Consider the following 25,594-nt stretch of genomic DNA (forward strand, 5'->3'; position numbering starts at 1 on the left):
CTTATCGTATATAATTAAAATTTAAAATTTTATCCTTTTGTGTTTTCCAGATATTAGGCAATTAAAGTGTATATCCGCATCCGATCCGTATGGAATTTTAATCATGCCGTTACCATGGGCGGTTACCCCTACAGCTAATTATTTTTCCATCCAATTTACAACAACAATACCATTAAGCCTCCCTATGTGCTTAACGTTTTCTGTAACCATAACCATGTTATTTATGATAGCTGTAGTACCGATAATTATGTCAGCATCTTCAATAAGTTGACCTTTTTTACGAAGAAAAGCCTTTTGTACAGCAAATTCATTCCAAATATTTGCCGTTGGCAATATTGTTACATACTGGCAAAACACATGAACAGCTCTAATGTTCTCAGAAGGTCTATCGCTACACTGAGCCCCATAAAGTAATTCTCCCAAAGTCATCTCAGAGATAAAGAAATGTTCTTGACCAATTTCTGAAATTTTAGCAGCAACATTACGTTTACCCCTCATAAAATATACACAAATATTGGTATCCAACAAGTAATTCATATCATCCAAAATTGACAGGTTCTGACTTTGACATTTTACTCTCGTTGATATTAGCTATAATATCTTCTGCCGACTGTTCGCCAACCCATGAACCACAGCAACGTTCTACCATTTCTTTAGTCCTATCTGCTGGCGTTTTAATTTCCTCTGCATCAGCTATCGACATGGAAAGTAAAGCAATAACCTCTATCTTATCTTCCTTACTTAACTTTTCGAGTTCATGCCAATGAGGAACCTTACTTGCAAGCCTATTACTTAAAGCAACTATATTCATAATTATCTCCTTTAAAACGTTCAACTTTTCCGCAAAAATACGCTTTTTCTACGAAACCACCAAGAAAATCAGAATAAATCTGCAAATTATCAGCCAATTACCCAAAATCATCAGAAAACAGCAACCTATAAACTATTAATTGTAAACTGTTAACTATAAACTATTAACTGTAAACTTTCTTCCCCCGGCGGTCCCATCCCGCACAATTTGGCGAGGGCTTTGATGCCCCGCCATCCTTAGAGCGTAGCGGTTCCGAGCACCGAGTAGGGCGGTTTTCCTCTTCTTCCCTGAGGGGAGAAGACCGAGATGAGAGGTGGAGCCCTCTTTAAGGGGAAAAAGCGATGCCAATGAATGCAATGAAAGCTTGCTTTCAAATTGCCGAGTGCAGCTCGCTTTATCAACAAAGAGAGACGGGGTGATTTTCGAAAAGAGATACCACTTCACTATTTTCTCAATACCCTTCTCAAACAAGAGAGATGCCCCCAAAATCCTTCTACAACTTGCGAGAATCGAGTATAAATTCTAGCATTTATCATTTAAAAGATTATAAAAATCAATAAATATCATTACGAGTTCCCATAGTGGGAACTCTCATTTATTTTATTTTTTCTATCTTTGCAAAAGATTACCACTTTGGAGGCGCCACGACAAAAACAGTAATTTGTGGATCTCTACTTCCGAAAGCTAACGGAGGCGGAGACAGGGGAATTTGTGTCCGAAGCCAAAGAGCGATACCAAACATCTTCTGCTCTGTTCACGGTGACACGGTGACACGATGACACTAGTTTTTCAACTTTTCGCCTCGCACGCGGGCAGGCAGGAACTTTCGGCTTGATTTTTCCTGCCTGCCCGCGCGAGAGTAAATCTTCAGAAATCACTGTCATAAGTGTCACCCTGTCATCCAAAAGCAGGTTACTTCCGAATCAAAAGTCAAAGACTTACGGTGCAAAAGTCAGGCACTTACGACGCAAAAGTCAGGCACTTACGCCCCGTAATTCCCTGGCTTACGAACCGCAATCCAATCATAAAGCCCTTAAAAATCAAACAAGCCAGGCATTTAGAAGTGATACCAAGCAAGGCATGTAAAAGGGCTTACAAACACCAGGGCAAAGAGAATCTATGAAAAAGTATGAGCAACTGTGAGCAAGTATGAGCAACTGTGAGTTGCCTCCTCACCGATTTCGTATCTTTGCATTGTGATTCAGAGATACTCAGCGGTTCCAATCAGCAAGCTATAGTAAGGCGTCCCCATAGCAAGCTATCCCCAGGCGGTCCCATCCCGCACAGCCATGGCAAAGACCGCTTTGATGTGATTTGATAGCCAACCAGCCAGGTATTAAAAAGAGAGTGGATTTGCGACAACCAGTTCCTATATAAAATAAGTTATAAGCTCGGGGAGGAATGAGTTTGAACCAATCGTCAAAGTTTAAAGAATACTAAAAGTTTCGTTTCCGCTTGAAAATTTCTTTTAAAATGCCTATATTTGCAATGCCGTTAGTAATGGCGGCAGACATAAAGAGGTAGCAACTACGCTTAGTTCGGACTGAGAATCTGGACAGTTCGCAGTACACAAGAATGACAGTTCCAGTTGTTTGCCCCAATATGTATACTAATATCCATCCCGCTTCTGTGGGATGGGTATCTCTATTTAGTTAATTTTGCAACCGAATTATCAACCCAGTCTGCGTAACATGGATTCATATTCTGGAATCATCATAGAAGAAAGCAGAAGGTCTGAGCAATTTTCAGACTTTACTCCCATACCTTGCAAAGGATTCAACATTCTTTGCAAGGCAAAGCGCTATGGCAGATGGTGGGTACTCAAGGGGTTGAAGGAGCCATACCGTCAAGACGAAAACCACAAGAACCTGCTGCACAAAGAGTTCGATATTCTCATATCCCTGCAGCATCCCAACATCGTATCAGCCTACAGCATGGAAGAAATACCGGAAATGGGTACCTGTATCGTAATGGAATGGATAGATGGTATCACGCTGGAACACTGGAGCGGTAGGAAGACTGAGGGAGAAGACATCTTCCTCCAGTTGCTTGATGCTGTGCATTACATCCACGCCAAGCAGATAGTACACAGAGACTTAAAACCTTCCAATATCATGATTACCCATAACGGCAATCATGTAAAGCTCATCGATTTCGGACTTTCAGATACCGACGACTTTGCCATCCTCAAACAGCCTGCCGGCACACCGGGCTACATCTCACCTGAACAGATTGTATCCCAACAGGCAGACATCCGCAACGACATCTTCAGCATCGGTTGTATTCTGGAAAAGATACTTCCCGGCAACCCCTATCCAGCTATCATCAAGCGATGCAAGGCACCCATAACCCAGCGATATGCCAATGTTGACGAACTCAAAGCCGATTTCATGGCTCGCAGAAACAGCCATCCATCCGGTATCAAGCGTATCGGAATCGCAGCTTTGGTCTGTATCATCTTATTAGGTTTCATCAGTTACCCATTACTGCATCAGCCGGAGAGGAGCATAAACACTACCCCTGAACATACCGAAGCCAAGAAGGATACAGTCATCCGCCAGCAAACCAAGAAGCCAGCCCCACTTTCCTATGGCCGGAAATCCCTGCAGCCAACAGCTACCGAGCCATCTTCTGCATCACAGGCACAAGCCGCCGAACTCCTATCCGAAGGCAAGAAAACAATCGACAAGATGTGGAAGGAATCCGGCATAGACACCATCCGGTCTGTTGTGAAAAAGAGCGAGGCATACTATCGGTTTATAGATAAGAGCAATGATTTCATCACGACCACTTATCCGCAGACATTCTCTAAAGACATCGCCGGCAGCAAGAAGACCGATATCATCTACGAGCTGTCCTCTTATACCTCTGAAAGATATGTGAAGCCCACCTTGTCGAGATTTCAATCTTCCAGATAATGCTCCACGATAATGCCGTTCTTCTTACCTATGACGTAAGTAACCGGTTCATCATCTCCATGTTTCCAGGCATGGAGATAAGCAGGCTCATGATTGATAAAATGACGGCACTCCAAAGTATCATCTTTCGCCAATCTGGTATTTTCAGATGATACCACCTTGAAACTACCGTTTCCCTGATACCTGATGATGCAGGTTCTGTCGGGCAGCCAGGAAAGTTTGAGCATCTGTCCCTCATAAAGATCATCGCATGAGATTTCCTTGCCTATAACCATCTGACTCTGCTGCTCTCCCGTTCCTTGCGACAATCCAAACTCCTCAAAGTCTGCATAACCGAGAAAATTAGCCAGCACATTCTTGGTAAACTTGCTGGCAGAAACCCCTTCGCTCACGTATCCCCAAAACCGTCGCAGCGTAGAGGCACTCACCCTTTGCTGGGTACGTTCCTCCACCTTTTCGCTCAACCAAGCGAAGTCGCGAGGCACAACCATCTTGCGCCCCACCATCTTTTCTATCATTTCACGTAATATCTGTTCCATGCTGCAAAGATACTGAAACAAATCCAAGCAACACACAAAAAAGCAAATATTTCCACTAAAAACGCCCTATATTTTGAACTTGGAACGGAATGGAACGCTGAAAAAGCAGAAAAAACACCTATTTTTGCAAAAAAATCAGCTCACAATGAACAACTTTAGAAAAAAAATGGTATATTTGCAGTGCTGTTATAAACAAGCAGCAGACATGTTAAGGAAACAACCATGCTTGGTTCGTACTGAGAATCTGGACAATTCATTGTACACAAGAACGAAGACAAAAGTTGTTCACCCAACCGTGTATTATTGTATCCATTCCGCTTCGGCGGGATGGGTATCAACATATACCCATTGGTGTGAGCTGATTTTCATTCTTTGTGTACAGGTAGTCCAGAACCTTCAGAACAGAATGAAATTGGTTCGCACCTTTTTTTGTGTCTAAATCTTAAAAATAACTTTAACAATGAAAGAACTGACATTAAACGAAGTAATCTCTAAATATATAGAGAAAGGCTTTGGCTCTATGAACAAAAATGACTTTGAAGTGTGGATATTCCATTATTTATTGGAGCACGAACTTCAAGGAAAGAAGAACTATGAAATCAGCATAGGTCTGAAGATACCAGAGAGCAAAGTTAAACGTCTGCGCTATGAAGCAGAACTGAAATATAGCAACAATACATCCGTTGATAAATATAATATGGTCTGCGAACATCTCAAACAGGCTCATTTCAAGAAAGACGGCAAGTGCATACAATTTGTCATAGAAGATATGTACTTGCGCAGATATTTAGACTCAACTTTAAAAGCTGGAGGCAGATTCTCAGACAGTTCCTTCAACTCTGAAATAGTCTCAATGGATTACGACGACCTTGAATATTTTCTCAGTATTCCAGCAGATGGTAAAGAAGAAATTAACAAGCTGCTAAAAGAAGTTCGAAAAAGCAAGAACAACGAAAAGCTGACTTTCAAGGAACTGATGACGAAAATGGCAGAAAAACTCGGCACGGTAGCCTTAGACTTCACTGTGCAAGGTATTCTCAATGCTGCAACAACAGCATTGTTTGCATGAAAACAAATTAATAAATATAATTTTAAACAAAAAGCATCATGAAACATTTAAGATTAATTCTACTGCTACTGGCAGTATGCTTCACACAGATTTCTTTCTCACAGGATTTAGCAAAGAAATTGGAATCAGAAAGAATTCTCAAGTCTATGATCTCAGAGATTCTTGCAGAAGCTGACACAGAGCAAGAAGCTGAGGAAAAAATCAGTCGTCTGTTGGTACATGACGGCGAGTACATCACAAAACAAGAGAAGGTAAACTGCGCCAACGAATATTTCGAGAAATGCAAGAAGAAACTTGCCAAATGGGATGCAAAACTTGCTGCTGGCAAGAAAGTGTATTACGAAGATGCCATGTATGCAGCCAACTACTACGTCTTGGGATTTAAGAAGATTTGCAACCAGGACTATTCCAAGGCTTTGGAATACCTCAAGCTGTGCCCACAGATTCCTGTCACCAAGATGTATACAGTAGCCCTGCAGTACCAGCTGAACAAAGACAAAGCTGCAGCATTGGCTGCCATGAGCTTTATAAACAAGCCTTCTAAACAACTGTCCGACGTGGCATCACAGTATGGGCTTGAAGACGTGTATCACGAAAAAATAATGTCACTGATTGCAGACAAGAAGCAAACTCTCAAGAGAGCTATCCGCTCAAAGGACTTTGAAACTCTTCTGTCGTTCATACCATACGACATACCTGTGGTAGACTCGCTTTTTGCAACAAGCAATGCTGATATTGCCATCGCAGAGTATGTAAAGGACAACACTTCATATATCCGCAAAATCGAAGAGGTAGAAGACTTCGATGACCGGAATGTCATTAAGATTTATAAAGAAGGAGACTTCCCCTATGGATACCGCAACAATGGTTGGGCTACGCAAAAAGATGACTACAAGGATTATTTCATAAATAAATGCATCTTCAAGCACGAGATGCCATGGGCGCTGAACGCACTGGAGCGTTTTGACATTGAAGAAATAGCTAAAAGTTACCCTGTTAATCTGCAAATGCTGGCTTTAACCATTAAAGGTAAAATGACGGTCGGTGATTCAAGAGGCATGGACTTAGAATACTACAAATTTTACAGTGGAATAGTATCATTGTGTAGTGAAATTATCACTTACCAAGGCCAGCACGACAACGTAAACGGGAGCAAAAGAGAACAGGATATGCTCAATTGTATAAAAACTTTCAAGTCACGAAACATATTGGCCAGTTTCCTTGTCGCAGTGATGGTGCAAGTGAATAGATACTCATCATATTTTACTCCGGAATTCAAAATGAAATTGTTTAACGCCACAAAGGAAATCGTTGACCAAGTTCCTTCGCTGAAAAATAACGAGGCTCTACCTGTCATTATAAGCAGCAACGGAAAGGTCACAACAAAAGAAAACTGTAAGTCTAATGAGATAAAGAAGAAAATATACGAGCCTATAATGAACTTAATTTTGGCAGAATACAACAAGAATAAAGATAAATAAAATTCAATATGATAAAAAAAATATTATTGACAATATGTTGTGTATTTAGCGTTCTTTTGTCCTACGCCCAAGGCGCGGAACAAAGTGCTGAATCCGTTTGGAAAGCGTATCAAGCCGACCCAAGCAAGATGTACACATTCATCGACGCCATTACAAATTCCGATTCACCAAAGGAATTCATTCCTTACGTGCAACGCTTCGTGAATGAGAACATTAAAAGAGGTGTTGACTGGGATGTGCTGTATGACGAGTTGAAAGAAACCATACTCCCAAAGGATCCGGATGTCGCAACCTACTTTGGAGTAAGCCTTGCACAAAATACTGAAAGTTATTCCAATATGATAAAAGCTTTGGACGTGCTACCAAAGACCCATACGTTTGACAATGACTTCATAGAAGATGCCGTGATATATCCCGACGGAAGAATTGTTATAGTGATAAATGGGGATGAAAGCAAATTAAAATATGGTCGTCTTATATATACTCTCTTCGAAAAGGACAAAGAGCCAAATATTATATCCCCATTTGAAACAAACATCCAGGTATTATTGTATCAGCCTGAAGGCAACTCTATGCTTGGAATTTTTAAGTATGCAGGTACTAAAGACGACTATTCTTTCACGCCAAAGACCGCCAAAGAGAATGACAAGTTGGAGTTATATGTTGGAATATATCTGAACAAGAATGGCGAGAAAGTTGGCGAGAAGTGTATACAATACGATTCTTTTGCACAAGCATATAATGCAGAAGTAAAAGCAGGACAAATAGCTGAAAAGAAGATAAAAAACGCTGCTAGGAATAAGCATGCACAAATCGAAAAAGTTCTCGTACAGAAGTATGGTCGAAAAGCATTCGATGCGATGGAAGACTTTAGACCATACATAGGTATGCCTGAGGGCATTGTTCGAGAATATAAACTTGTAATGCAGGACGTTAATTTTAACGCATATGGCTTTGTAAGAGTAGAAAAAGGCTATAAGGTATATCTCCCGACACGACTCTTCATAACGGCTGCCTCATATATAAATGCAAGGTTTCCTAGAGCCATCTATACCAAAAACGGGAAAGTGGCTGCTATTAAGTGGTAATTACAAATTAGAGGTCCACTACTGTCCGGATAAAATCCGAATTATGTAGCCTAAGTAATTGAAAATTAATTAAATATATCGTTCTTTGAATTTTTGGATTAAATTTTGTACTTTTGTAGACGAGCCTCAAATAGCTCTGATTTTCTGTAATGCGTACAAAGAAGACCATATTTTCTCTGATTATGTCTCTGGTTTTTCGTTATGACTTCCAGAAATGTATTGACCGTTACAAAGGTGATTGGCATGCCAATTTCGCTGGATTAAACAACATCTACATATCAAGAAGTTCTATGGCACTACGGAGCAAGATGATATCCATTCCATATTCAAAGTAACTAAAGAATTAAGTATTAATAGTCCGAAGCCTCAATACATAGGGGTTTACCTCTTCTGAGATTTTATCCGGACACAAATGCATTTTCTATGAAAGCAAAAAGTATCATAACTATAGCATTGATGGCAGTCCTAGGGCTGTCATCATGCGACTCTAACAAGAGTACGGTCGAAGATTTGACCAACCAATTTATCGCAGCCGTCAAAGACGGTGACAAAGCGACAGCATATGACATTTATCCAGCAGCAAAGCTGTATGGTGACCTATCATTGCCTGATAGCATCGAGAAAGGTGATTTCGACATTCAGAAGAATGAGAAGGACAGCAGCTATATAGTCAGCATCAAGAACACAAGAATGTCAAAGATAATTTTCAAGTCAACAGACAACAAGACTTTTAAGATTATCAATACATTCTCTGTCCTCAAACTCGACTCTGTAAGTAACGAACTTGCTCTGAAGACTGGAGTACCAATCAAGAAGATGCCCGACTTGGAACTTGGCAAACTGATGCTTGAAAGTAGCGACTTTATAAGCTATCTTATCAATAAGTACTCCAACAACATGTCGCTCTCACTTATTAAAGAAACAGGAAGCTATGGTTGGAGACGTGATGCCACTGGACTTCATTGCCAAATCGATCAACCTATCCGAAATACAGGATCAGAAATGGTAAAGGGTTCAGATTACTCAGTTGAAATCACTATCATGCAATCTTCAACTGGTGTTATAAAAGCAAAGAAAGTACATCAAGGAGTAGATTTGGCCTCTGGAGAAAGTACTATTTTTTCAGATGACATACCTGAGCTATACAACTATGCATATAATAAAGATATAAGTTGTAATACTAATATTATCGTCAAAGATCAGGATACAGTCAAAGAGAGTTTACTCAAAAAGATTGACTATAATGGTCAGGAATACGAGGAGTTTCTGAAAGCCAAGAAGGAAGGAAAGCTCAATGCAGCAGATATCACTGACGATGATGGTTCTCCACAAGATGAGCCAGATCCAAATTACAAAGAACCATCTGAAGACATTCCTACAGAGATTCCTAGCGATGTTGTAGTCGATACTGTACAAAGAAACAGATAAAAAGGCAACTATAAATTCAGAAACAACCCTCATCTGATACACTTTCAGATGGGGGTATTTTTTCAACGTTTTCCCCCATTTTTCCCTATCTCATGGGGGCAGTATCAGTTTTGAAAACGGACATTAAAATACCGTTTACCGCAAAAATACAAAGCAAAGTACCGCAAAAGCACAAAGTAAAATACCGTTAAAACACAAAATAAAATACCACAAAAAATACAAAATTATTTGTAGATTCCACTATTTATTACTATCTTTGCAAACAAAAATATATTGAATATGAAGTATTTAGATAGAATAGCAGACAGAATGCTCCAACTTCGTCTGGAAGCCTTTGGAGCAGTACAGATTGTTGGACCAAAATGGTGCGGAAAAACCACTACGGCCATGCAGCAGTCAAAGAGCGTAATCAAGATGCAAGATCCAGATAAGCGTGAAGGATATCTGGCGACGGCACGCACCAAACCATCCTTGCTGCTCAAAGGCGAAACACCACGACTGATAGACGAGTGGCAGGTAGCACCAGTTTTATGGGATGCTGTTCGGAATACCGTAGATGAGCGAAACCAGAAAGGTCAGTTTATCTTAACCGGTTCTACAGTCGTCGAAGACAAAAACGGAGAAATCATGCATACGGGTACTGGCCGCATCTCCAAGATGCTCATGTATCCTATGAGCCTTTATGAGTCAAAGGAATCAACAGGCACCATATCTTTACGTTTATTGTTTGATGACCCAGCTTACGATATTGATGGATTTCTGTCAGACATGACCGTGGAGAAACTGATTTTCGCTGCTTGCCGAGGCGGTTGGCCAGCATCACTGGACGTCACTTCGCAGGAGGCACAATTACTGATAGCACAGGATTACGTAAATGTGATTTGCGATGAAGATATATCGAGGGTAGATGGCGTAAGAAGACAGCCAGCTTTGGCTCGACTCATCATGCGTTCTTATGCCCGGAACATCTGCACCCTCGTCAAGAAATCCAAGATGTTGGCAGACATCACGGTAGAAATGGAGAAAACGTCGATGCCAACATTTGATGATTATGTTTCTGCCCTGCAACGATTGTTTGTCATAGAAGATGTGGAGGCATGGTGTCCGGCAATCCGCTCAGCCGCTGCAATCCGTTCGGGAGCCAAGCGTTGCTTTGTAGATCCTTCCATAGCTGTTGCTGCTTTGGGTATGTCACCAAGAAATCTGGAATTAGACCTTCGAACCTTTGGTTTCATATTCGAGTGTATGTGCATTCGCGACCTGAAGGTATATTCGCAAGCCTTGGGAGGTAGAGTCTCTTACTATCACGACCGCTATGACCTGGAGGCAGACATCGTGCTTCATCTTGCAGATGGCCGCTATGCCTTGATAGAATGCAAGTTGGGTAGTCGGGAGATAGAAGATGGTGCCAAGCATCTCCTGCAACTACGGGATCTGATTCGTGAGAAGAACAAGACAGAGCATCAGATGCCACTCAGAGAGCCAGACCTGCTGATTGTCATGACAGGAGGCGAAATGGCTTATACCAGGGAAGATGGAGTAAAGGTTATACCTTTGGCTACATTAAAAGACTAAGAAAAGGGCACTCATCCTTACCTCACTTAGGATACCACCGCCCTAACTACCTTTTTTAACATAGTTAGGGCGGACTTATAAGCCGCTAATTCAATAATCAAGCGCCAATACTTTTTTTTCAAAATATTGGCGCTTTTTTTTGAAATTTTCCCTTCATATTACTATATTATAAAGGTATAACCAAAAAGAAAGAATAAAATGGCAAATAAAATGTCTTTATGTATTATCAAATACACCTATACTCAATACGCAGGGGTGGATATCGAAAAATATACTCGAGGACTATTCGAGTATGTGAAGGAAGCGTTTGGGGAGTTTCGACCACAAATGTCAGAGCCTGGAACTATACCTGATATGCCAGATTATCTGGATATCGTGCTCTGCAAAAAGGATGGAAGTATCTTCTACGAAATGGATATCCAAAGACGTGCCATCAACATCCCGCATGATTGTCAAATGGATGGATTAGTATTGGAAATCTTTATCCAGAACTGCGATGGCACGAGATACAAAAAAAGACATGCATATCCCAAGCCTTGGTGGAACCATAAAGCTAACGGCAAGTCGGACATGAGAAAACTGAAAATTCATAAAACTATCACCAAAAGGAATCTTAACAATCAAGAAGGCAAAGACTCTGAAGGCATCAGAATACCTGAACTTAGATCTCAGATTCTCAAGTTTCATAAATTCTTAAGATAACCATCCCATGACATACGAAGAATTCAAGCATTTGGCTGAGCATCCACAGCATCGGGATGTTCCTGCCATCTTCAAGCTCGAAGTTTTAGAAACGGAAGAGTTGGAGGAGAAGAAGCGTTCACATTATCCGAAATATAAGGTGAACACCTATTGTCCGCAAGCCTTCACTACAACTTTGGAGGAGGCAGAGAGACTGATGCACCAGGATGTCCTTTACCGCAAGAAGATGAAGGAGGAAGACGACTATCCGCTGGATACCTTCTGCTATTATATCTCGGAGATTCCAATGGGACTGTTGCACTACGACCGCGAATGTCTTTCGGAAAGGATGTATGATGGGGAAGGAAAACTGATCGACCGGTCTTACTGCTGTTCGCGTTTCAGCATTTACTATCCCGGAGTCTGCGATTTGCCTGCATACAACCATCATCCTGACGAGACCTTCCGAGGCAGAAACGCAGAACAGATTAGATTCAAGAAGGGTGACATCGTAGAAGTATATCGTGGCGATGAGGTAAAACTTGCCATCGTTGTCGGAACTCCGCTTACCACCGAATGGATCTGGGAGAGAAACCAGGCTGCCAAGGATAAAAGGGGATTGGATGAACTGCCATATGATGAGACGGATGACAGCTATACCGTGATAGATGGTCCCAGCTACGAATACCACGACCACGTTCCGTCGCTGTATGTCTTCGCCCCTCACTATCATGTGCCGCTCTATCTTCAGAGACGATTCAAGGGTTATTTGGAAAAGGCTGAGAAAAAGCAGAAAGAAGAGGAGGAGAAAGACAGGATCTTCCGCCAGGCTCACGATTGCTGCTTCAGCAACAAGGAACAGATAGAGAAGTCAGAAAAGTGCGGCTGCTTCAGCTGTTGCGAAATCTTCACGCCATCCGAAATCACAGATTACCTCCCTGATGAGCCGCCTACAGCCGAATGTCCCTTCTGCCATATCGACTCCGTAATAGGTGATGCCTCCGGCTTCCCTATCACCAAGGATTTCTTGAAGAAAATGAAGAAGAAATATTTCTAGGGCGATTTTTCAACGTTTTCATCTACATTCTCCCCTATCTCATAGGGGCAGTATCAGTTTCCAAAACGGACATTAAAAATGCGATAGCACCGCCCTAACTACCTGTTTTTATACAGTTAGAGGGGTGCTATCGCTAAAATTCGAGACCAACCGCATAGAGCGGTACGTTTGTAACCCAATCTTCCTGCTGATAATCATTCATGGAGATGCGATAGGCCTTCTTTGACTGGTTGTCTGCAACAAACTGGCGCAGGCTCTTTGCCTTGACATTCGTCTCGGCTTTCACCTCCAGCGGAACAATCTCGTCCTCCTCACCCTGGAGCAGAAAATCAATCTCCTGAGTACTGTTGGTCTTGGCATAATAATACGGTTCATACCTGAGAACGAGCTGCTGCAAAACATACTGTTCCGTCAACGCCCCTTTAAACTCGGTAAAAATACTGTTGCCGTCCACTACTGTCGTTGCCTTGAGATTAGACATCGCACCTAGAAGCCCGACATCCAGGACGAAAATCTTGAAGACCGCCCGGTCTTCATAACTGACAAGTGGCAGTCGAGAAAAGGGACAGTATCAGTTTTGGAAACGGACATTAAAATACCGTTTACCGCAAAAATACAAAATAAAGTACAGCAAAAATACAAAGTAAAATACCGTTAAAACACAAAATAAAATACCACAAAAATACAAAATTATTTGTAGATTCCACTATTTATTACTATCTTTGCAAACAAAAACATATTGAACATGAAGTATTTAGATAGAATAGCAGACAGAATGCTCCAACTTCGTCTGGAAGCCTTTGGAGCAGTACAGATTGTTGGACCAAAATGGTGCGGAAAAACCACTACGGCCATGCAGCAGTCAAAGAGCGTAATCAAGATGCAAGATCCAGATAAGCGTGAAGGATATCTGGCGACGGCACGCACCAAACCATCCTTGCTGCTCAAAGGCGAAACACCACGACTGATAGACGAGTGGCAGGTAGCACCAGTTTTATGGGATGCTGTTCGGAATACCGTAGATGAGCGAAACCAGAAAGGTCAGTTTATCTTAACCGGTTCTACAGTCGTCGAAGACAAAAACGGAGAAATCATGCATACGGGTACTGGCCGCATCTCCAAGATGCTCATGTATCCTATGAGCCTTTATGAGTCAAAGGAATCAACAGGCACCATATCTTTACGTTTATTGTTTGATGACCCAGCTTACGATATTGATGGATTTCTGTCAGACATGACCGTGGAGAAACTGATTTTCGCTGCTTGCCGAGGCGGTTGGCCAGCATCACTGGACGTCACTTCGCAGGAGGCACAATTACTGATAGCACAGGATTACGTAAATGTGATTTGCGATGAAGATATATCGAGGGTAGATGGCGTAAGAAGACAGCCAGCTTTGGCTCGACTCATCATGCGTTCTTATGCCCGGAACATCTGCACCCTCGTCAAGAAATCCAAGATGTTGGCAGACATCACGGTAGAAATGGAGAAAACGTCGATGCCAACATTTGATGATTATGTTTCTGCCCTGCAACGATTGTTTGTCATAGAAGATGTGGAGGCATGGTGTCCGGCAATCCGCTCAGCCGCTGCAATCCGTTCGGGAGCCAAGCGTTGCTTTGTAGATCCTTCCATAGCTGTTGCTGCTTTGGGTATGTCACCAAGAAATCTGGAATTAGACCTTCGAACCTTTGGTTTCATATTCGAGTGTATGTGCATTCGCGACCTGAAGGTATATTCGCAAGCCTTGGGAGGTAGAGTCTCTTACTATCACGACCGCTATGACCTGGAGGCAGACATCGTGCTTCATCTTGCAGATGGCCGCTATGCCTTGATAGAATGCAAGTTGGGTAGTCGGGAGATAGAAGATGGTGCCAAGCATCTCCTGCAACTACGGGATCTGATTCGTGAGAAGAACAAGACAGAGCATCAGATGCCACTCAGAGAGCCAGACCTGCTGATTGTCATGACAGGAGGCGAAATGGCTTATACCAGGGAAGATGGAGTAAAGGTTATACCTTTGGCTACATTAAAAGACTAAGAAAAGGGCACTCATCCTTACCTCACTTAGGATACCACCGCCCTAACTACCTTTTTTAACATAGTTAGGGCGGACTTATAAGCCAGCGAATTCAATAATCAAGCGCCAATACTTTTTTTCAAAATATTGGCGTTTTTTTTGAAATTTTCCCTTCATATTACTATATTATAAAGGTATAACCAAAAAGAAAGAATAAAATGGCAAATAAAATGTCTTTATGTATCATCAAATACACCTATACTCGATATGTAGGGGTGGATATCGAAAAATATACTCGGGGACTATTCGAGTATGTGAAGGAAGAGTTTGGGGAGTTTCAACCACAAATGTCAGAGCCTGGAACTATACCTGATATGCCAGACTATCTGGACATCGTGCTCTGCAAAAAGGACGGAAGTATCTTCTACGAAATGGATATCCAAAGACGTGCCATCAACATCCCGCATGATTGTCAAATGGATGGATTAGTATTGGAAATCTTTATCCAGAACTGCGATGGCACGAGATACAAAAAAAGACATGCATATCCCAAGCCTTGGTGGAACCATAAAGCTAACGGCAAGTCGGACATGAGAAAACTGAAAATTCATAAAACTATCACCAAAAGGAATCTTAACAATCAAGAAGGCAAAGACTCTGAAGGCATCAGAATACCTGAACTTAGATCTCAGATTCTCAAGTTTCATAAATTCTTAAGATAACCATCCCATGACATACGAAGAATTCAAGCATTTGGCTGAGCATCCACAGCATCGGGATGTTCCTGCCATCTTCAAGCTCGAAGTTTTAGAAACGGAAGAGTTGGAGGAGAAGAAGCGTTCACATTATCCGAAATATAAGGTGAACACCTATTGTCCGCAAGCCTTCACTACAACTTTGGAGGAGGCAGAGAGACTGATGCACCAGGATGTCCTTTACCGCAAGAAGATGAAGGAGGAAGACGACTATCCGCTGGATACCTTCTGCTATTATATCTCGGAGATTCCAATGGGACTGTTGCACTACGACCGCGAATGTCTTTCGGAAAGGATGTATGATGGGGAAGGAAAACTGATCGACCGGTCTTACTGCTGTTCGCGTTTCAGCATTTACTATCCCGGAGTCTGCGATTTGCCTGCATACAACCATCATCCTGACGAGACCTTCCGAGGCAGAAACGCAGAACAGATTAGATTCAAGAAGGGTGACATCGTAGAAGTATATCGTGGCGATGAGGTAAAACTTGCCATCGTTGTCGGAACTCCGCTTACCACCGAATGGATCTGGGAGAGAAACCAGGCTGCCAAGGATAAAAGGGGATTGGATGAACTGCCATACGATGAAACGGATGACAGCTATACCGTGATAGATGGTCCCGGCTACGAATACCACGACCACGTTCCGTCGCTGTATGTCTTCGCCCCTCACTATCATGTGCCGCTCTATCTTCAGAGACGATTCAAGGGGTATTTGGAAAAGGCTGAGAAAAAGCAGAAAGAAGAGGAGGAGAAAGACAGGATTTTCCGCCAGGCTCACGATTGCTGCTTCAGCAACAAGGAACAGATTGAGAAGTCAGAAAAATGCGGCTGCTTCAGCTGCTGCGAAATCTTCACGCCATCCGAAATCACAGATTACTTCCCTGATGAGCCGCCTACAGCCGAATGTCCCTTCTGCCATATCGACTCCGTAATAGGTGATGCCTCCGGCTTCCCTATCACCAAGGATTTCTTGAAGAAAATGAAGAAGAGATGGTTCTAGGCAAAACAAGAAAAATCGCCCTAACTACCTGTTTTTATACAGTTAGAGGGGTGCTATTAATAAAAAAGAAGCAGGATGGAAGACTGGTCCACCCTGCTATTTTTATTAGAATACCTTTACGAAACGGTCGATATCGATAGAAAGGCCTACTGAGAAGGTGCGGCCGGTGGTCATCGCAGAACTCCAATAATAGTTCTTTGGCGTATAACCGAAAAGATTATCTACCGTGAAATTCAGATTGACGGCATCCAGGAATCGCTGCTGAAGCGTGAACTTCCACAACTGATAACTGCGGTCATGCTTCTTGATGTTCGTATCAGGAGCAGACAGGTATCTGCCTGACAGAGCGGCATTGATGCGATAGAACGAACAGAGCTGACGGTCGTAGTCGAGACGCCAGGTTGCAGAATGCGGACGAGGCTGGGAGAACTGGGAATCTACACTTCTGCCACCCACATGGAGATAACTGTAGTCGAGTTTCACACCGAGTCCCATATCCGAACGGTACTGGGCACTGAAGTCGATGCCGCTCACCTCTACTCCATCCTCGTTGCAATAACGCGAAGCCACATCCGGCTGACCGGTTCCCGGGGTATAATCGGCATAATCCTCGGTAGTGATGCGCTTATCATACTTATTATAATAGCCCATCAGGGTAAGACTATACTGACCGGTAAAGAAGCCAGCATTCTTCACCCTTCCGGTATGCTCCAGCGCCAGGTTGTAGTTGTCGCTCTTCTCCGGCTTCAGATCCGGATTACCGTAAATCATCTGCATACCTGCCATATCAAAGTTCATATACATCTCCTTGAGCGTTGGGGCACGGAATCCGCCGGCATAGTTGGCACGGATGGAGAAACCCTTCCACTTGGTCATCAGAGCCAGACGACCGGTAGTGGCATGCTGGCTAGATGCGGAGAAGTAATCATGACGAAGACTTGCCACGATGTTCAACCACTGCAAAGGATTGTAATCGAACTGGGCGAAGGCATCACATGAATTCTGATTCTTTGATTCATTATCCTCAAACTGATAGGTGGTAAGATAATCGTTCAAGAAATCTGCACCTACCGTCAATGTATTCTTGCCGAAGATATGGGAATAGAGGGCACGGACGGTGTTCTGACGGTTGGTATAATCGTGGTCGTGAGTACGCTCATCATTCACATATCGAGCCTTGTCATACTGGTCGAAGCCGTAAGAAATCTCCAGATTATCATTCCCCGAAAGATTCATCACGGTCTTCAGTCCGGCAGAATAATCCATGTAATGATCATCATAGTTGCTGCGCTTGCTGATACGATTGAAATAACCGCCACGACCTATCAGTTTTACCTTATCAGAGAGCTTGTAGGTAAGACGCTCCTTCACATTGAAGGTCTCTCCACCATAGATATGGAGGATGTTGGATTCTGTATCGAAAGGACTGGTGAGCTGAACCTCATCCGATGTGGTGCGCTGGATGCTGGTCTGCGAATTCCATTTTCCGGCATTGAAGCTGAAGCTTCCACCGTGGCGCCACTCCTTGTTGAAGTCGTTGTAGCGGGTATTGACATTGGCAGTCCAAGGTTCGCTGTTTTCACGGGAGATGATATTGACAACTCCGGCTACGGCATTGGCGCCATAGAGCGCCGAAGCAGCCCCCTTTACAATCTCGATACGTCCTACATTATCCAAGTTCAGACGACTATAATCTACATTATCCATGGTTTCACCAGCCAATCGCTCGCCATCTACGAGGAAGAGCACGGCATTTCCACCGAAACCATTCATGTTGAGAGAAGTCTCCTGATTCATGGCATAGCCGAATTCCAGACCCGGCATCTGCTCGGTGAGGAGGTCCTGGATATTGGTAGCATCAGCTATCTTGATATCATTGGCGGTAATCAGACGGGTTACCACAGGAGCATCCTTCAAAGCCTTCGGAGTTCGGGTTGCGGTAACTACCACCTGATCGAGGGCAGTAGCATCCGGTTGAAGGCGAAGCACATGCTGGTCACCTTTTCTCTCATCCGCTTTCAGTACGAAAGTCTGAGTCTGATAGCCCACAAAACTCACCTTCACTCTCACCGCTCCATCCTTGCTGTAAGGAATGCGGAAATATCCGTCTTCATCAGTTGTTACCCCACTCTTTGCATGCAAAATCTGGACGGTAGCACCCGCCAGAGGTGCGCCCGAATCATCGAGCACCCTACCCACGACATCGCCCTGGGTTTCGGCTTTCAGATTCAGGCACAATCCGCAAAGGATCAGGAATAGTGCGAATATCTTTTGTTTCATCGACAATTACTTCTTTGTTGCATTTGAAGAACAGTTCATGATAAAAGGCATTTTACCATACTGTAAAACAAAAGTAATCTGCATTTTACCATCTTTTATAGTTGCTTTTATAGCAGTTTTAGAAAGACCTTTGCCATTTTCCAATGTTTGATCAAAACTGGTTTCAGGAATAGAATAAGTACCATTTGACTCTGTTACAGCAAGATTCTTCACTGTAATTGAAGGTAAAGCCATAGGTGCAGATCCAAATGCAGGAAGGATGATATTTACATGACTATCATCAACTTTTTCCAACTTAAAAGTTGCATTCTCCAATGGGTCCATATCACCCTGACCTGCCAAAGCAATAGACATTGTTTCACCAACGTAAGTACCAACAACCTGTTCTGCTGTTGCTGAAGAGCCAGCACCATTATTGTCATCATCATCACTGCTGCAAGAGCTGAATGCTACACACATAGAAACCAAAGCCAACATCATGGCCATCATTGTCTTAAACTTTTTCATTTTTCTTTATTTTTCTTTTAGTTACAATAATATTTTCTGTTTGAGGGGATTTGCAATCCCCGATTATTTATCTTCCGGAACATAGATGATTTCGCCATTCTCCAGCTGGTAAGCAATGCCTACCTTCTTTCCCTTGTTGCCCGACTTCTTACTCTGATCTTCTGAAGGAGTATAGCGATTTATCTTCTGTCCATCCTTGGTAATGATTTCCATATTCTCCTTGCCATGGTTCTTCACCATCGTGAAGTTATCCTTGCTGAACATTTCCGTCATATTATAGCGCGAAACGAGTGCCACCATCAGGGCAAGGGCAAACACCATCGCCACATCGAAGAGGTTGCTCACTACGCTCATCGGATCATCATCCTCGCCATCATGCGCAAGCCTATTTCTGCGTCTCTGTCTCATAAATTATTTATCTTTAGTTTTTACCTTTAAAAGCCATTTTTACTTTTTTACCTTTTTACTTTTTTACCTTTAAAAGCCTTTTTACTTTTCCTCCAAAAGGTCTGCCATAAACTCGAGGTTGCTCATATCCTCAGTGTACCAGCGGTTCTTGGTCTGCTTGGTTACAAAACCGATGGCTGCAGAGAACAATCCCACTACGGTGGTAGCGAAAGCCACCTGCATATTGTAAGCCATCGAAGCAATATCGCCGGTAGAAAGACCTACCAGGGCAGGACCCATCGGAATCAAGGTACCCATCAAACCGAGCATCGGACCCATCTTCAGGAGTGTAGAAGGAAGAGAAAGATCCTTCTCAACAAACTGGGCATACTGGTCGAGGATGCGGTTCACCTGCGCCTTGCTCTGACGGTTGTCCACGAGTTTCTTCATATAGGAAACGATGACAGCCTGCTTGTTCTTTGGCAAGCGATCGCCCAGGGTATCGATGTTATCGAGTGTCAGGGTGTTCATCTGTTCACGAATCTCCGCCCCCGACTTGCGCTTTACAAGATACTGTCCGAAGAAACCTCCAAGGAGCAACAAGGCTCTGAGGAAGAAGAAAATCAACAAAATAATCACAGGAACCAGCATGCCTGTGGAAATCCAAAACAATACGTCTGATATGTAATTCATCTTTTTTATAATGTTAAATGTTGAATGTTAAGTTGGCTTGCGCCTTTACAGTTTCTGTGATAAGCGCTGCATCTTGATGCGATAGCAGCCCCATCCTATCGCCATTCCTACGATGACGATGGCGATGACGCCGAGAAGCGAGAGGGCATCGAAACTGTTGAATCCTGCCACCGCTGTCCTGCCATTCACTGTACCGATGATGCCCATCAATCCGAGCAGCACCTCTACCAGGAAAAGCAGTTCCAAGCGGATTGGTCGCTCCGGCAAGAGCCATCTCAAACCGTAGGTGAATACCGGCGTCAAGACCAGCAGCACTACGGCAAGCACCCATGCCACTACCTGGAACGATACGCCGGGAAGCAGGAAGATGGTCATCACCAAAACGCTGAAAAGCACTGGGAAAACCAGCAAACCCGGGAAATACTTCAGGAAGATGAAGAACACCCATTTGCGGCGACTCACATGTTCCGAAGTCTTCAGATCTACGTGGTGCACACAGAAAAGCATCGTGAGTGCCACGTCGATACTCAGCAGCACCGCCATATCGAGCATCAGCTTCTGGTCGGCTATCCAAGCCGCAATCTGCGTCTTCGACTGCTCAATGGCGAATGGCCAGGTCATTCCCACGAAGAAGGCTACGAGCACCGAGATGATCATAATCTCCTTCACTCCGTGGAAGGTCTGCTTCAGCACAAAACTGAAGCAAACCAATATCATCATTACTAAAACTAATGTCTCCACTTTTTTTAAAAATGTTGAATGTTAAATGTTGAATGTTGAATTATTCTTCACTGTTAAGTGTTGAATTATTCTTCACTCATCATTTTGCGACGACGTCGCAAATATACTGCGAGCACAACGAAAGCAACGATGACGATGACACCTACTACGATGCCGCTCACCACAGTGGTGGTCTTCTGAGCATCCTCACTCAGCGTCTCCTTCTTCATCACCATACCCTTGTCGCTGCTGTTCTTCGCAGTCTCAGCATCGCGGATCTGCTCTACATTCTGCTGATATTCCTTGGCAGAAGCAGCATCGGTCTTGCTGGCGATATAGTTGCGCAGCTTGGCATTGTCGCAGACGAAACCGGAGCATGAAGGCTTATACTTGTTCACGGTCTCGGTATGAAGCTTGGCGATGTCCTTGAGCTGCTGAGGAGTAGCCTTCCACATTCCCTTGCGGGCACTCTCCATCATCACGGCGGTCATCTCCATCAGCGCTGCCGGATTCTGCTTGTCGAAGAACTCCTTGGTGCCGAGATTGTACTTGTCCTTGACATACACATTATATATCTCGTCCCACATCTCCTTGTCGATTGCCTTTGGCTTCATCACATTCCAGCCGTAGGTATTGGTTACGATTTCAGCGAATGTGCTGGCACTGCTGGCTCCACCCTTCATCTTCTCCTTGATATAGGCTGGATTGAAGATGGTGGTTCTGCCCTCGATGCCGATAGCCTCCTTCACCTCCTGCATTCTCATATTGCTATGGTTGCGATAGTCGGCGAGATAAGCATCCGGATCCTTACCGGTTACGTTGCGCACAGCGAGGTTCATACCTCCCATGAATTCATATACGTGGTCGAGACTCAAAGCACCCCAAGTGTTGCTCTGGCGTGGCTGAACTACTACATCAGTACGGGTCAGCGCTGCCTCGAAAGCAGCCTTGCGAACGGTCTCCCAGTTCTTCTCATCACCATAGTAGGCACCCATATTGTTCATATAGACCTCGGCAATCTGACTCTCCTTATCCCAGCGGTCGCCTGCGGTTACCATCTCCTGGATACCGGTACCATAGTTGCCGTTTACGCCTCCAAAGACACGATACATACTCACCTCGCGGGCCTCCTTTGGTGACATGCCCTTCTCTACGAGCACTCTTTCAGATTCGGTAACACCGGCTTTCACCAGGTTATCATACTTATCACCCTTGGCATTTGCCGCCATCTCTATCGCCTTGTTGATGAGGAAGAGACGGGATGCTGCCAGGTCGCGGAGCTGACCGGAAGTCTGAACCACGACATCGATGCGAGGACGGCCCAACTGCTTGGATGGAATGAGACGCAGATCGGTAACACGACCGAAGGCATCTCTTACCGGTTCTACACCGAGCATATAGAGAATCTGAGCGATGGTAGCACCCTCTGTTTCGATAAACTCGCTACTCCAGAGCGTATAGCTTACCTTACGAGGATATTCACCCTTATGTCGCTCGCAATACATCTTGATGGTATTGTCGCAAAGTTCCTTTGCCTTCTCCCAAGCATCCTCCGAAGGTGTATTCTCCACATTGATGGAGAAGAGGTTTCTACCGGTAGGCAGAGTGTTCGGATTCACAATCAGATCACCACCAGGAGATGGGGCGGTAAAGCCGCCATTCAGGGCATTCATCAGAGAAGACATCTCGTTGAACGGACTCTGACGGAGCGCCTCCGAATACTTGCCCACATTCTGCAAGGCATGCTCTACGGTAGTAATCGCCTGAGCCAGATGAATCTGCTGACGGGTATATTTTGGTGCTTTCGACATCATCATACCCTTATCTTTAGAAGATTTCTGAGATGCTTTGCCCTTGCCGGCTTTCGCCATCTTCGCCTTCTTCAAATCCTCCTGATACCATTTCTGTCCCTTTTTGATAGCTTCCATCATCTTGTCAGGGAAGCGACCGGTCTGCTCCATCTTCTCAAAAGCCTCACGACTCATCTGCGGAATCTTCTTCTTATGAGAAACCTTGGCAGCACGAAGCTCGCTTACCGTTCGGTGGTCTACCTTCTTCGGCTTCGCCTCCTTCATTCCACCCATCTGGTCTGCCATCTGCATCATCATCTGGATAGGATCCGGAGCAGCCTGCATCGCCTCTACCTTACGGGCCATCTGGAGTTCGGCAGGAGTGATTCCTACATAACGGCAGATGTATTCATCAGAAACAGAGGCTGAACCCAGAAGCTGGGTCACGGTATTGCGTGCCTTACTCAGATAGAGACGGTCGAAAAGCTGCTTGTGCTTCTCCACACCCTCCTGAGCACGACCTTTCAACTTATCCACAGCCAGCATTCCGTAGGCAATAGGATCTGTAGCCATCGCATAGACACTGGTACGGACATCATCATTATCGTATGGCACACCCAAAGTATAGAGCTTGCCGGTAATCTTCTCGTTTGCCAACTCTTCCGCAAAGTTCTCTACTCTCGCAATTTCATCTGCAGAATAAGGCTTGTTCATCTGCTTGGCATCGAGCCCCAGTTCACGGGCGATTCCCATCTTCACGGTCAGCGCCTTCACTTTCAGCGACTGTTCGGTAGATGCCTTTTTTTCATAAGACTGGATGGCATCGCTCAACTGCTTATAGGTCTGTCGCAACTCGCTCTCCTTGAAAGGAGGGGTGAGATAGCTCTGGGTCTGGGCATAGGTGCGGCGCTTGGCAATCATCGCCTCGCCCACATTGCCAATGGTATATATATAAAGATGTGGAACCACACCAATCAATCGGTCACTCCAGTCGTTGCTGTCGAGTGCCACCTGCTTTCTCGGAGTATATTCCAGCGAGCCGTGGGTTCCGAAATGGATGAGTGCATCGGCACTGAAACCATAACGTGCCCAGAGATAAGAGGCAACATAGGTGTAAGGAGGTGCCTGGTCGGTGCCATGCACAATCTTGAAGGAGTCGCCTCCCACGCCTGCCATCACCTGTGGAAGCAGAGCCACATTGCCAAACTGCAGTCTTGCCACCGCCAACTTACCGTCATCGGTAGCCATATATTTGCCAGGGAAGGAACCATAGAGCTGGTTCATCTCCTTGATCATCTTCTTAGACAAAGCCTTCTGGGTCCATCCGGCAAACTGCTGGGCGGTAACCAGGGCTGGATGTCCCGACTGGAGGAACTGGGTATAAGCACCCTCGGCATAGGTTCCGAAGACGGCACCCTGAGCCTGGATCATCTTTGCCAGTTCCTGAGGATTGGCAGGCAACTTGCCTACATTGTATCCCTCATTCTTCAAGCGAACCAGGAGATTGTAGAGCGATGGAACCACTTCCATTCCCGAAGCGGTGAGTGCATTCTGACCGGGACCCTTGAAGTAGAAGATGGCGATGCGCTTGTTGTTGTTCTTCTTGTTCTTCAGATTCACATAGCCCTGCACGCTCTCCACGAAACTCTCCATTCTGTCAGGGATACCGTAAACCTCCTGCAAGCCCTCCTTGTTGATGCGCTGTCCGAAAACCACGTATGGACGGATGGCACCATCAATCTCCGGAGTCACGATACTCTGCGACATGAAACCGCCATTCATTCCCTGCTTGTCGTTCTCCCAATCGGTGGTCAAACGGTTGATATTAAGAGGTGAGAACAATGGAATATTCTTCTGCTTCAGGAACTCAACGAAGTAATCGCCCAGTCTGCCATGCGCCATATTCACTACGGCATTCGCCTGGATACTGTCGGCATGATGACCGGCGATAAAGCTCTGCAGCTGGTTGATGCGATACACCATGAATCCCTTCTTCTCGAAAGCCTTCTCCATATCAGGAGCCGCACCCATAAAACCGGTGAGCAAGATGGTAGGAGCACCTTTCTTATATAATCCGTTCTTCGCCAGGAATGCATTGTACTCACGGACGCTGTTGAAACCCAGCTCATCGCCCTTTTCATCTTTCGGGTCAAAATGAGTCAGGAGATAGTTTGGTCGCTCATCCACACGTTCCGGTTCTGGAGCCATGAACTTCTTTCCGTCGATAAACTTACGGATATAAGCGAGCATACTGTGATAATTCTTCTTGCTGCCATTCTCGATGTACTGCATCAGATAATCTGCATCGAAGTTATCTACCGATACGATATTGTTGGCAGGGTTGGTAGCAGCATGAGTCAGGGTCGGCACCTTGTAGGAAGCCTCTTCCAACTGCTTGCGCTGGTTCTCGTCGATTCGGAGACCCATACCATTCACGATAATCATATCGTAATCATCCAGATGATCGAAATCATCGGTTGTGATCTCACTCAGTTTAATCATCGCATTGTCGTTGGCATGCGAAATCTGTCCCAGCGCAATAGCCTGATAGTTGAGGAAAGCGATGCGGGTAGTACCCACCCAGGCAGAGTAAGCCTTCGCCAGACCTCCCAGAACGATCACGGCCAATAAGGCCAGGAAGATGTGTTTCTTTTTAATCTTTCTGATTTTTCCTAATCCTTTTTTCATATCTATTCCTTTTTTCGGGCTGCAAAGGTAAGGCTTATTTAGAAATTGTACAATACCGAGAAATTGTGATTTTCACATTTTTTATACTTAGAAGTTGGTATCAG

At 44.3% G+C, this 25,594-nt stretch carries 21 protein-coding genes; 11 read left to right on the forward strand and 10 right to left on the reverse strand.

Annotation, left to right across the window (positions count from 1 at the left end):
- Positions 1-138: 138 nt before the first annotated feature.
- Both ONT18_RS09915 and ONT18_RS09920 read right to left on the reverse strand, forming a co-directional pair.
- On the reverse strand, positions 139-537 hold the full coding sequence (locus ONT18_RS09915) for a type II toxin-antitoxin system VapC family toxin (RefSeq protein WP_117728507.1): 399 nt from the start codon (positions 535-537) through the stop codon (positions 139-141).
- Position 538: 1 nt separating this feature from the next.
- Positions 539-811, reverse strand: a complete 273-nt coding sequence (locus ONT18_RS09920; protein ID WP_118067395.1) for a hypothetical protein — start codon at positions 809-811, stop codon at positions 539-541.
- 1,691 nt (positions 812-2,502) lie between these two features.
- On the opposite strand from ONT18_RS09920, the gene ONT18_RS09925 reads away from it, so the two are divergent.
- Positions 2,503-3,729 (forward strand): serine/threonine-protein kinase, encoded by a 1,227-nt coding sequence (locus tag ONT18_RS09925; RefSeq protein WP_264905282.1) that lies wholly within the window; start codon positions 2,503-2,505, stop codon positions 3,727-3,729.
- Here ONT18_RS09925 and ONT18_RS09930 read toward each other — a convergent pair.
- Positions 3,714-4,268: a hypothetical protein gene (locus ONT18_RS09930; protein WP_264905284.1), complete on the reverse strand. Its 555-nt coding sequence runs from the start codon at positions 4,266-4,268 to the stop codon at positions 3,714-3,716. The genes ONT18_RS09925 and ONT18_RS09930 overlap by 16 nt on opposite strands.
- Positions 4,269-4,728: 460 nt before the next feature.
- On the opposite strand from ONT18_RS09930, the gene ONT18_RS09935 reads away from it, so the two are divergent.
- From ONT18_RS09935 to ONT18_RS09965, 7 genes are all read left to right on the forward strand, one after another.
- On the forward strand, positions 4,729-5,337 hold the full coding sequence (locus ONT18_RS09935; protein WP_264905286.1) for a hypothetical protein: 609 nt from the start codon (positions 4,729-4,731) through the stop codon (positions 5,335-5,337).
- A gap of 38 nt (positions 5,338-5,375) precedes the next feature.
- The gene (locus ONT18_RS09940) at positions 5,376-6,818 is read left to right on the forward strand and encodes a hypothetical protein (protein ID WP_264905288.1); all 1,443 of its coding nucleotides are present in this window, start codon (positions 5,376-5,378) and stop codon (positions 6,816-6,818) included.
- 8 nt (positions 6,819-6,826) lie between these two features.
- On the forward strand, positions 6,827-7,906 hold the full coding sequence (locus tag ONT18_RS09945; RefSeq protein ID WP_264905289.1) for a hypothetical protein: 1,080 nt from the start codon (positions 6,827-6,829) through the stop codon (positions 7,904-7,906).
- A gap of 423 nt (positions 7,907-8,329) precedes the next feature.
- Positions 8,330-9,334, forward strand: a complete 1,005-nt coding sequence (locus tag ONT18_RS09950; RefSeq protein ID WP_264905291.1) for a hypothetical protein — start codon at positions 8,330-8,332, stop codon at positions 9,332-9,334.
- Positions 9,335-9,613: 279 nt separating this feature from the next.
- A complete protein-coding gene (locus ONT18_RS09955; protein ID WP_264905293.1) occupies positions 9,614-10,909 on the forward strand; it encodes an ATP-binding protein in 1,296 nt (431 codons plus the stop codon).
- 198 nt (positions 10,910-11,107) lie between these two features.
- Positions 11,108-11,611 (forward strand): hypothetical protein, encoded by a 504-nt coding sequence (locus tag ONT18_RS09960; RefSeq protein WP_228113673.1) that lies wholly within the window; start codon positions 11,108-11,110, stop codon positions 11,609-11,611.
- A 7-nt stretch (positions 11,612-11,618) separates the two neighbouring features.
- Positions 11,619-12,647: a hypothetical protein gene (locus ONT18_RS09965; RefSeq protein ID WP_264905296.1), complete on the forward strand. Its 1,029-nt coding sequence runs from the start codon at positions 11,619-11,621 to the stop codon at positions 12,645-12,647.
- Between the two features lie 133 nt (positions 12,648-12,780).
- Here ONT18_RS09965 and ONT18_RS09970 read toward each other — a convergent pair whose 3' ends face one another.
- Positions 12,781-13,200 (reverse strand): DUF4143 domain-containing protein, encoded by a 420-nt coding sequence (locus tag ONT18_RS09970; RefSeq protein ID WP_264906850.1) that lies wholly within the window; start codon positions 13,198-13,200, stop codon positions 12,781-12,783.
- Between the two features lie 192 nt (positions 13,201-13,392).
- Between ONT18_RS09970 and ONT18_RS09975 the strand changes: the two genes are divergently transcribed.
- From ONT18_RS09975 to ONT18_RS09985, 3 genes are all read left to right on the forward strand, one after another.
- A complete protein-coding gene (locus ONT18_RS09975) occupies positions 13,393-14,688 on the forward strand; it encodes an ATP-binding protein (protein WP_264905293.1) in 1,296 nt (431 codons plus the stop codon).
- A 197-nt stretch (positions 14,689-14,885) separates the two neighbouring features.
- Positions 14,886-15,389, forward strand: a complete 504-nt coding sequence (locus ONT18_RS09980; RefSeq protein ID WP_264905298.1) for a hypothetical protein — start codon at positions 14,886-14,888, stop codon at positions 15,387-15,389.
- Between the two features lie 7 nt (positions 15,390-15,396).
- On the forward strand, positions 15,397-16,425 hold the full coding sequence (locus tag ONT18_RS09985; protein ID WP_264905300.1) for a hypothetical protein: 1,029 nt from the start codon (positions 15,397-15,399) through the stop codon (positions 16,423-16,425).
- Positions 16,426-16,530: 105 nt separating this feature from the next.
- On the opposite strand, the gene ONT18_RS09990 is transcribed toward ONT18_RS09985, so the two are convergent.
- The 6 genes from ONT18_RS09990 to ONT18_RS10015 all read right to left on the reverse strand — a co-directional run bounded on the left by ONT18_RS09990 (position 16,531) and on the right by ONT18_RS10015 (position 25,460).
- Entirely contained in the window at positions 16,531-18,705 is a 2,175-nt protein-coding gene (locus tag ONT18_RS09990) for a TonB-dependent receptor (RefSeq protein WP_264905302.1), read from the reverse strand.
- Positions 18,706-18,711: 6 nt separating this feature from the next.
- Positions 18,712-19,212 carry a calycin-like domain-containing protein gene (locus ONT18_RS09995; protein ID WP_153084980.1) on the reverse strand — a complete coding sequence of 167 codons (501 nt, stop codon included), beginning with the start codon at positions 19,210-19,212 and terminating at the stop codon, positions 18,712-18,714.
- Positions 19,213-19,275: 63 nt separating this feature from the next.
- On the reverse strand, positions 19,276-19,620 hold the full coding sequence (locus ONT18_RS10000) for a DUF2149 domain-containing protein (RefSeq protein ID WP_264905305.1): 345 nt from the start codon (positions 19,618-19,620) through the stop codon (positions 19,276-19,278).
- Between the two features lie 81 nt (positions 19,621-19,701).
- Complete coding sequence (locus ONT18_RS10005) at positions 19,702-20,292, reverse strand: MotA/TolQ/ExbB proton channel family protein (protein WP_022120345.1); 591 nt, start codon at positions 20,290-20,292, stop codon at positions 19,702-19,704.
- Between the two features lie 45 nt (positions 20,293-20,337).
- On the reverse strand, positions 20,338-21,033 hold the full coding sequence (locus ONT18_RS10010; RefSeq protein ID WP_264905307.1) for a hypothetical protein: 696 nt from the start codon (positions 21,031-21,033) through the stop codon (positions 20,338-20,340).
- 65 nt (positions 21,034-21,098) lie between these two features.
- Positions 21,099-25,460 (reverse strand): cobaltochelatase subunit CobN, encoded by a 4,362-nt coding sequence (locus tag ONT18_RS10015; protein WP_437183737.1) that lies wholly within the window; start codon positions 25,458-25,460, stop codon positions 21,099-21,101.
- Positions 25,461-25,594: the final 134 nt, after the last annotated feature.

Source organism: Segatella copri (genome assembly GCF_026015295.1).
Classification (GTDB): domain Bacteria; phylum Bacteroidota; class Bacteroidia; order Bacteroidales; family Bacteroidaceae; genus Prevotella; species Prevotella copri_C.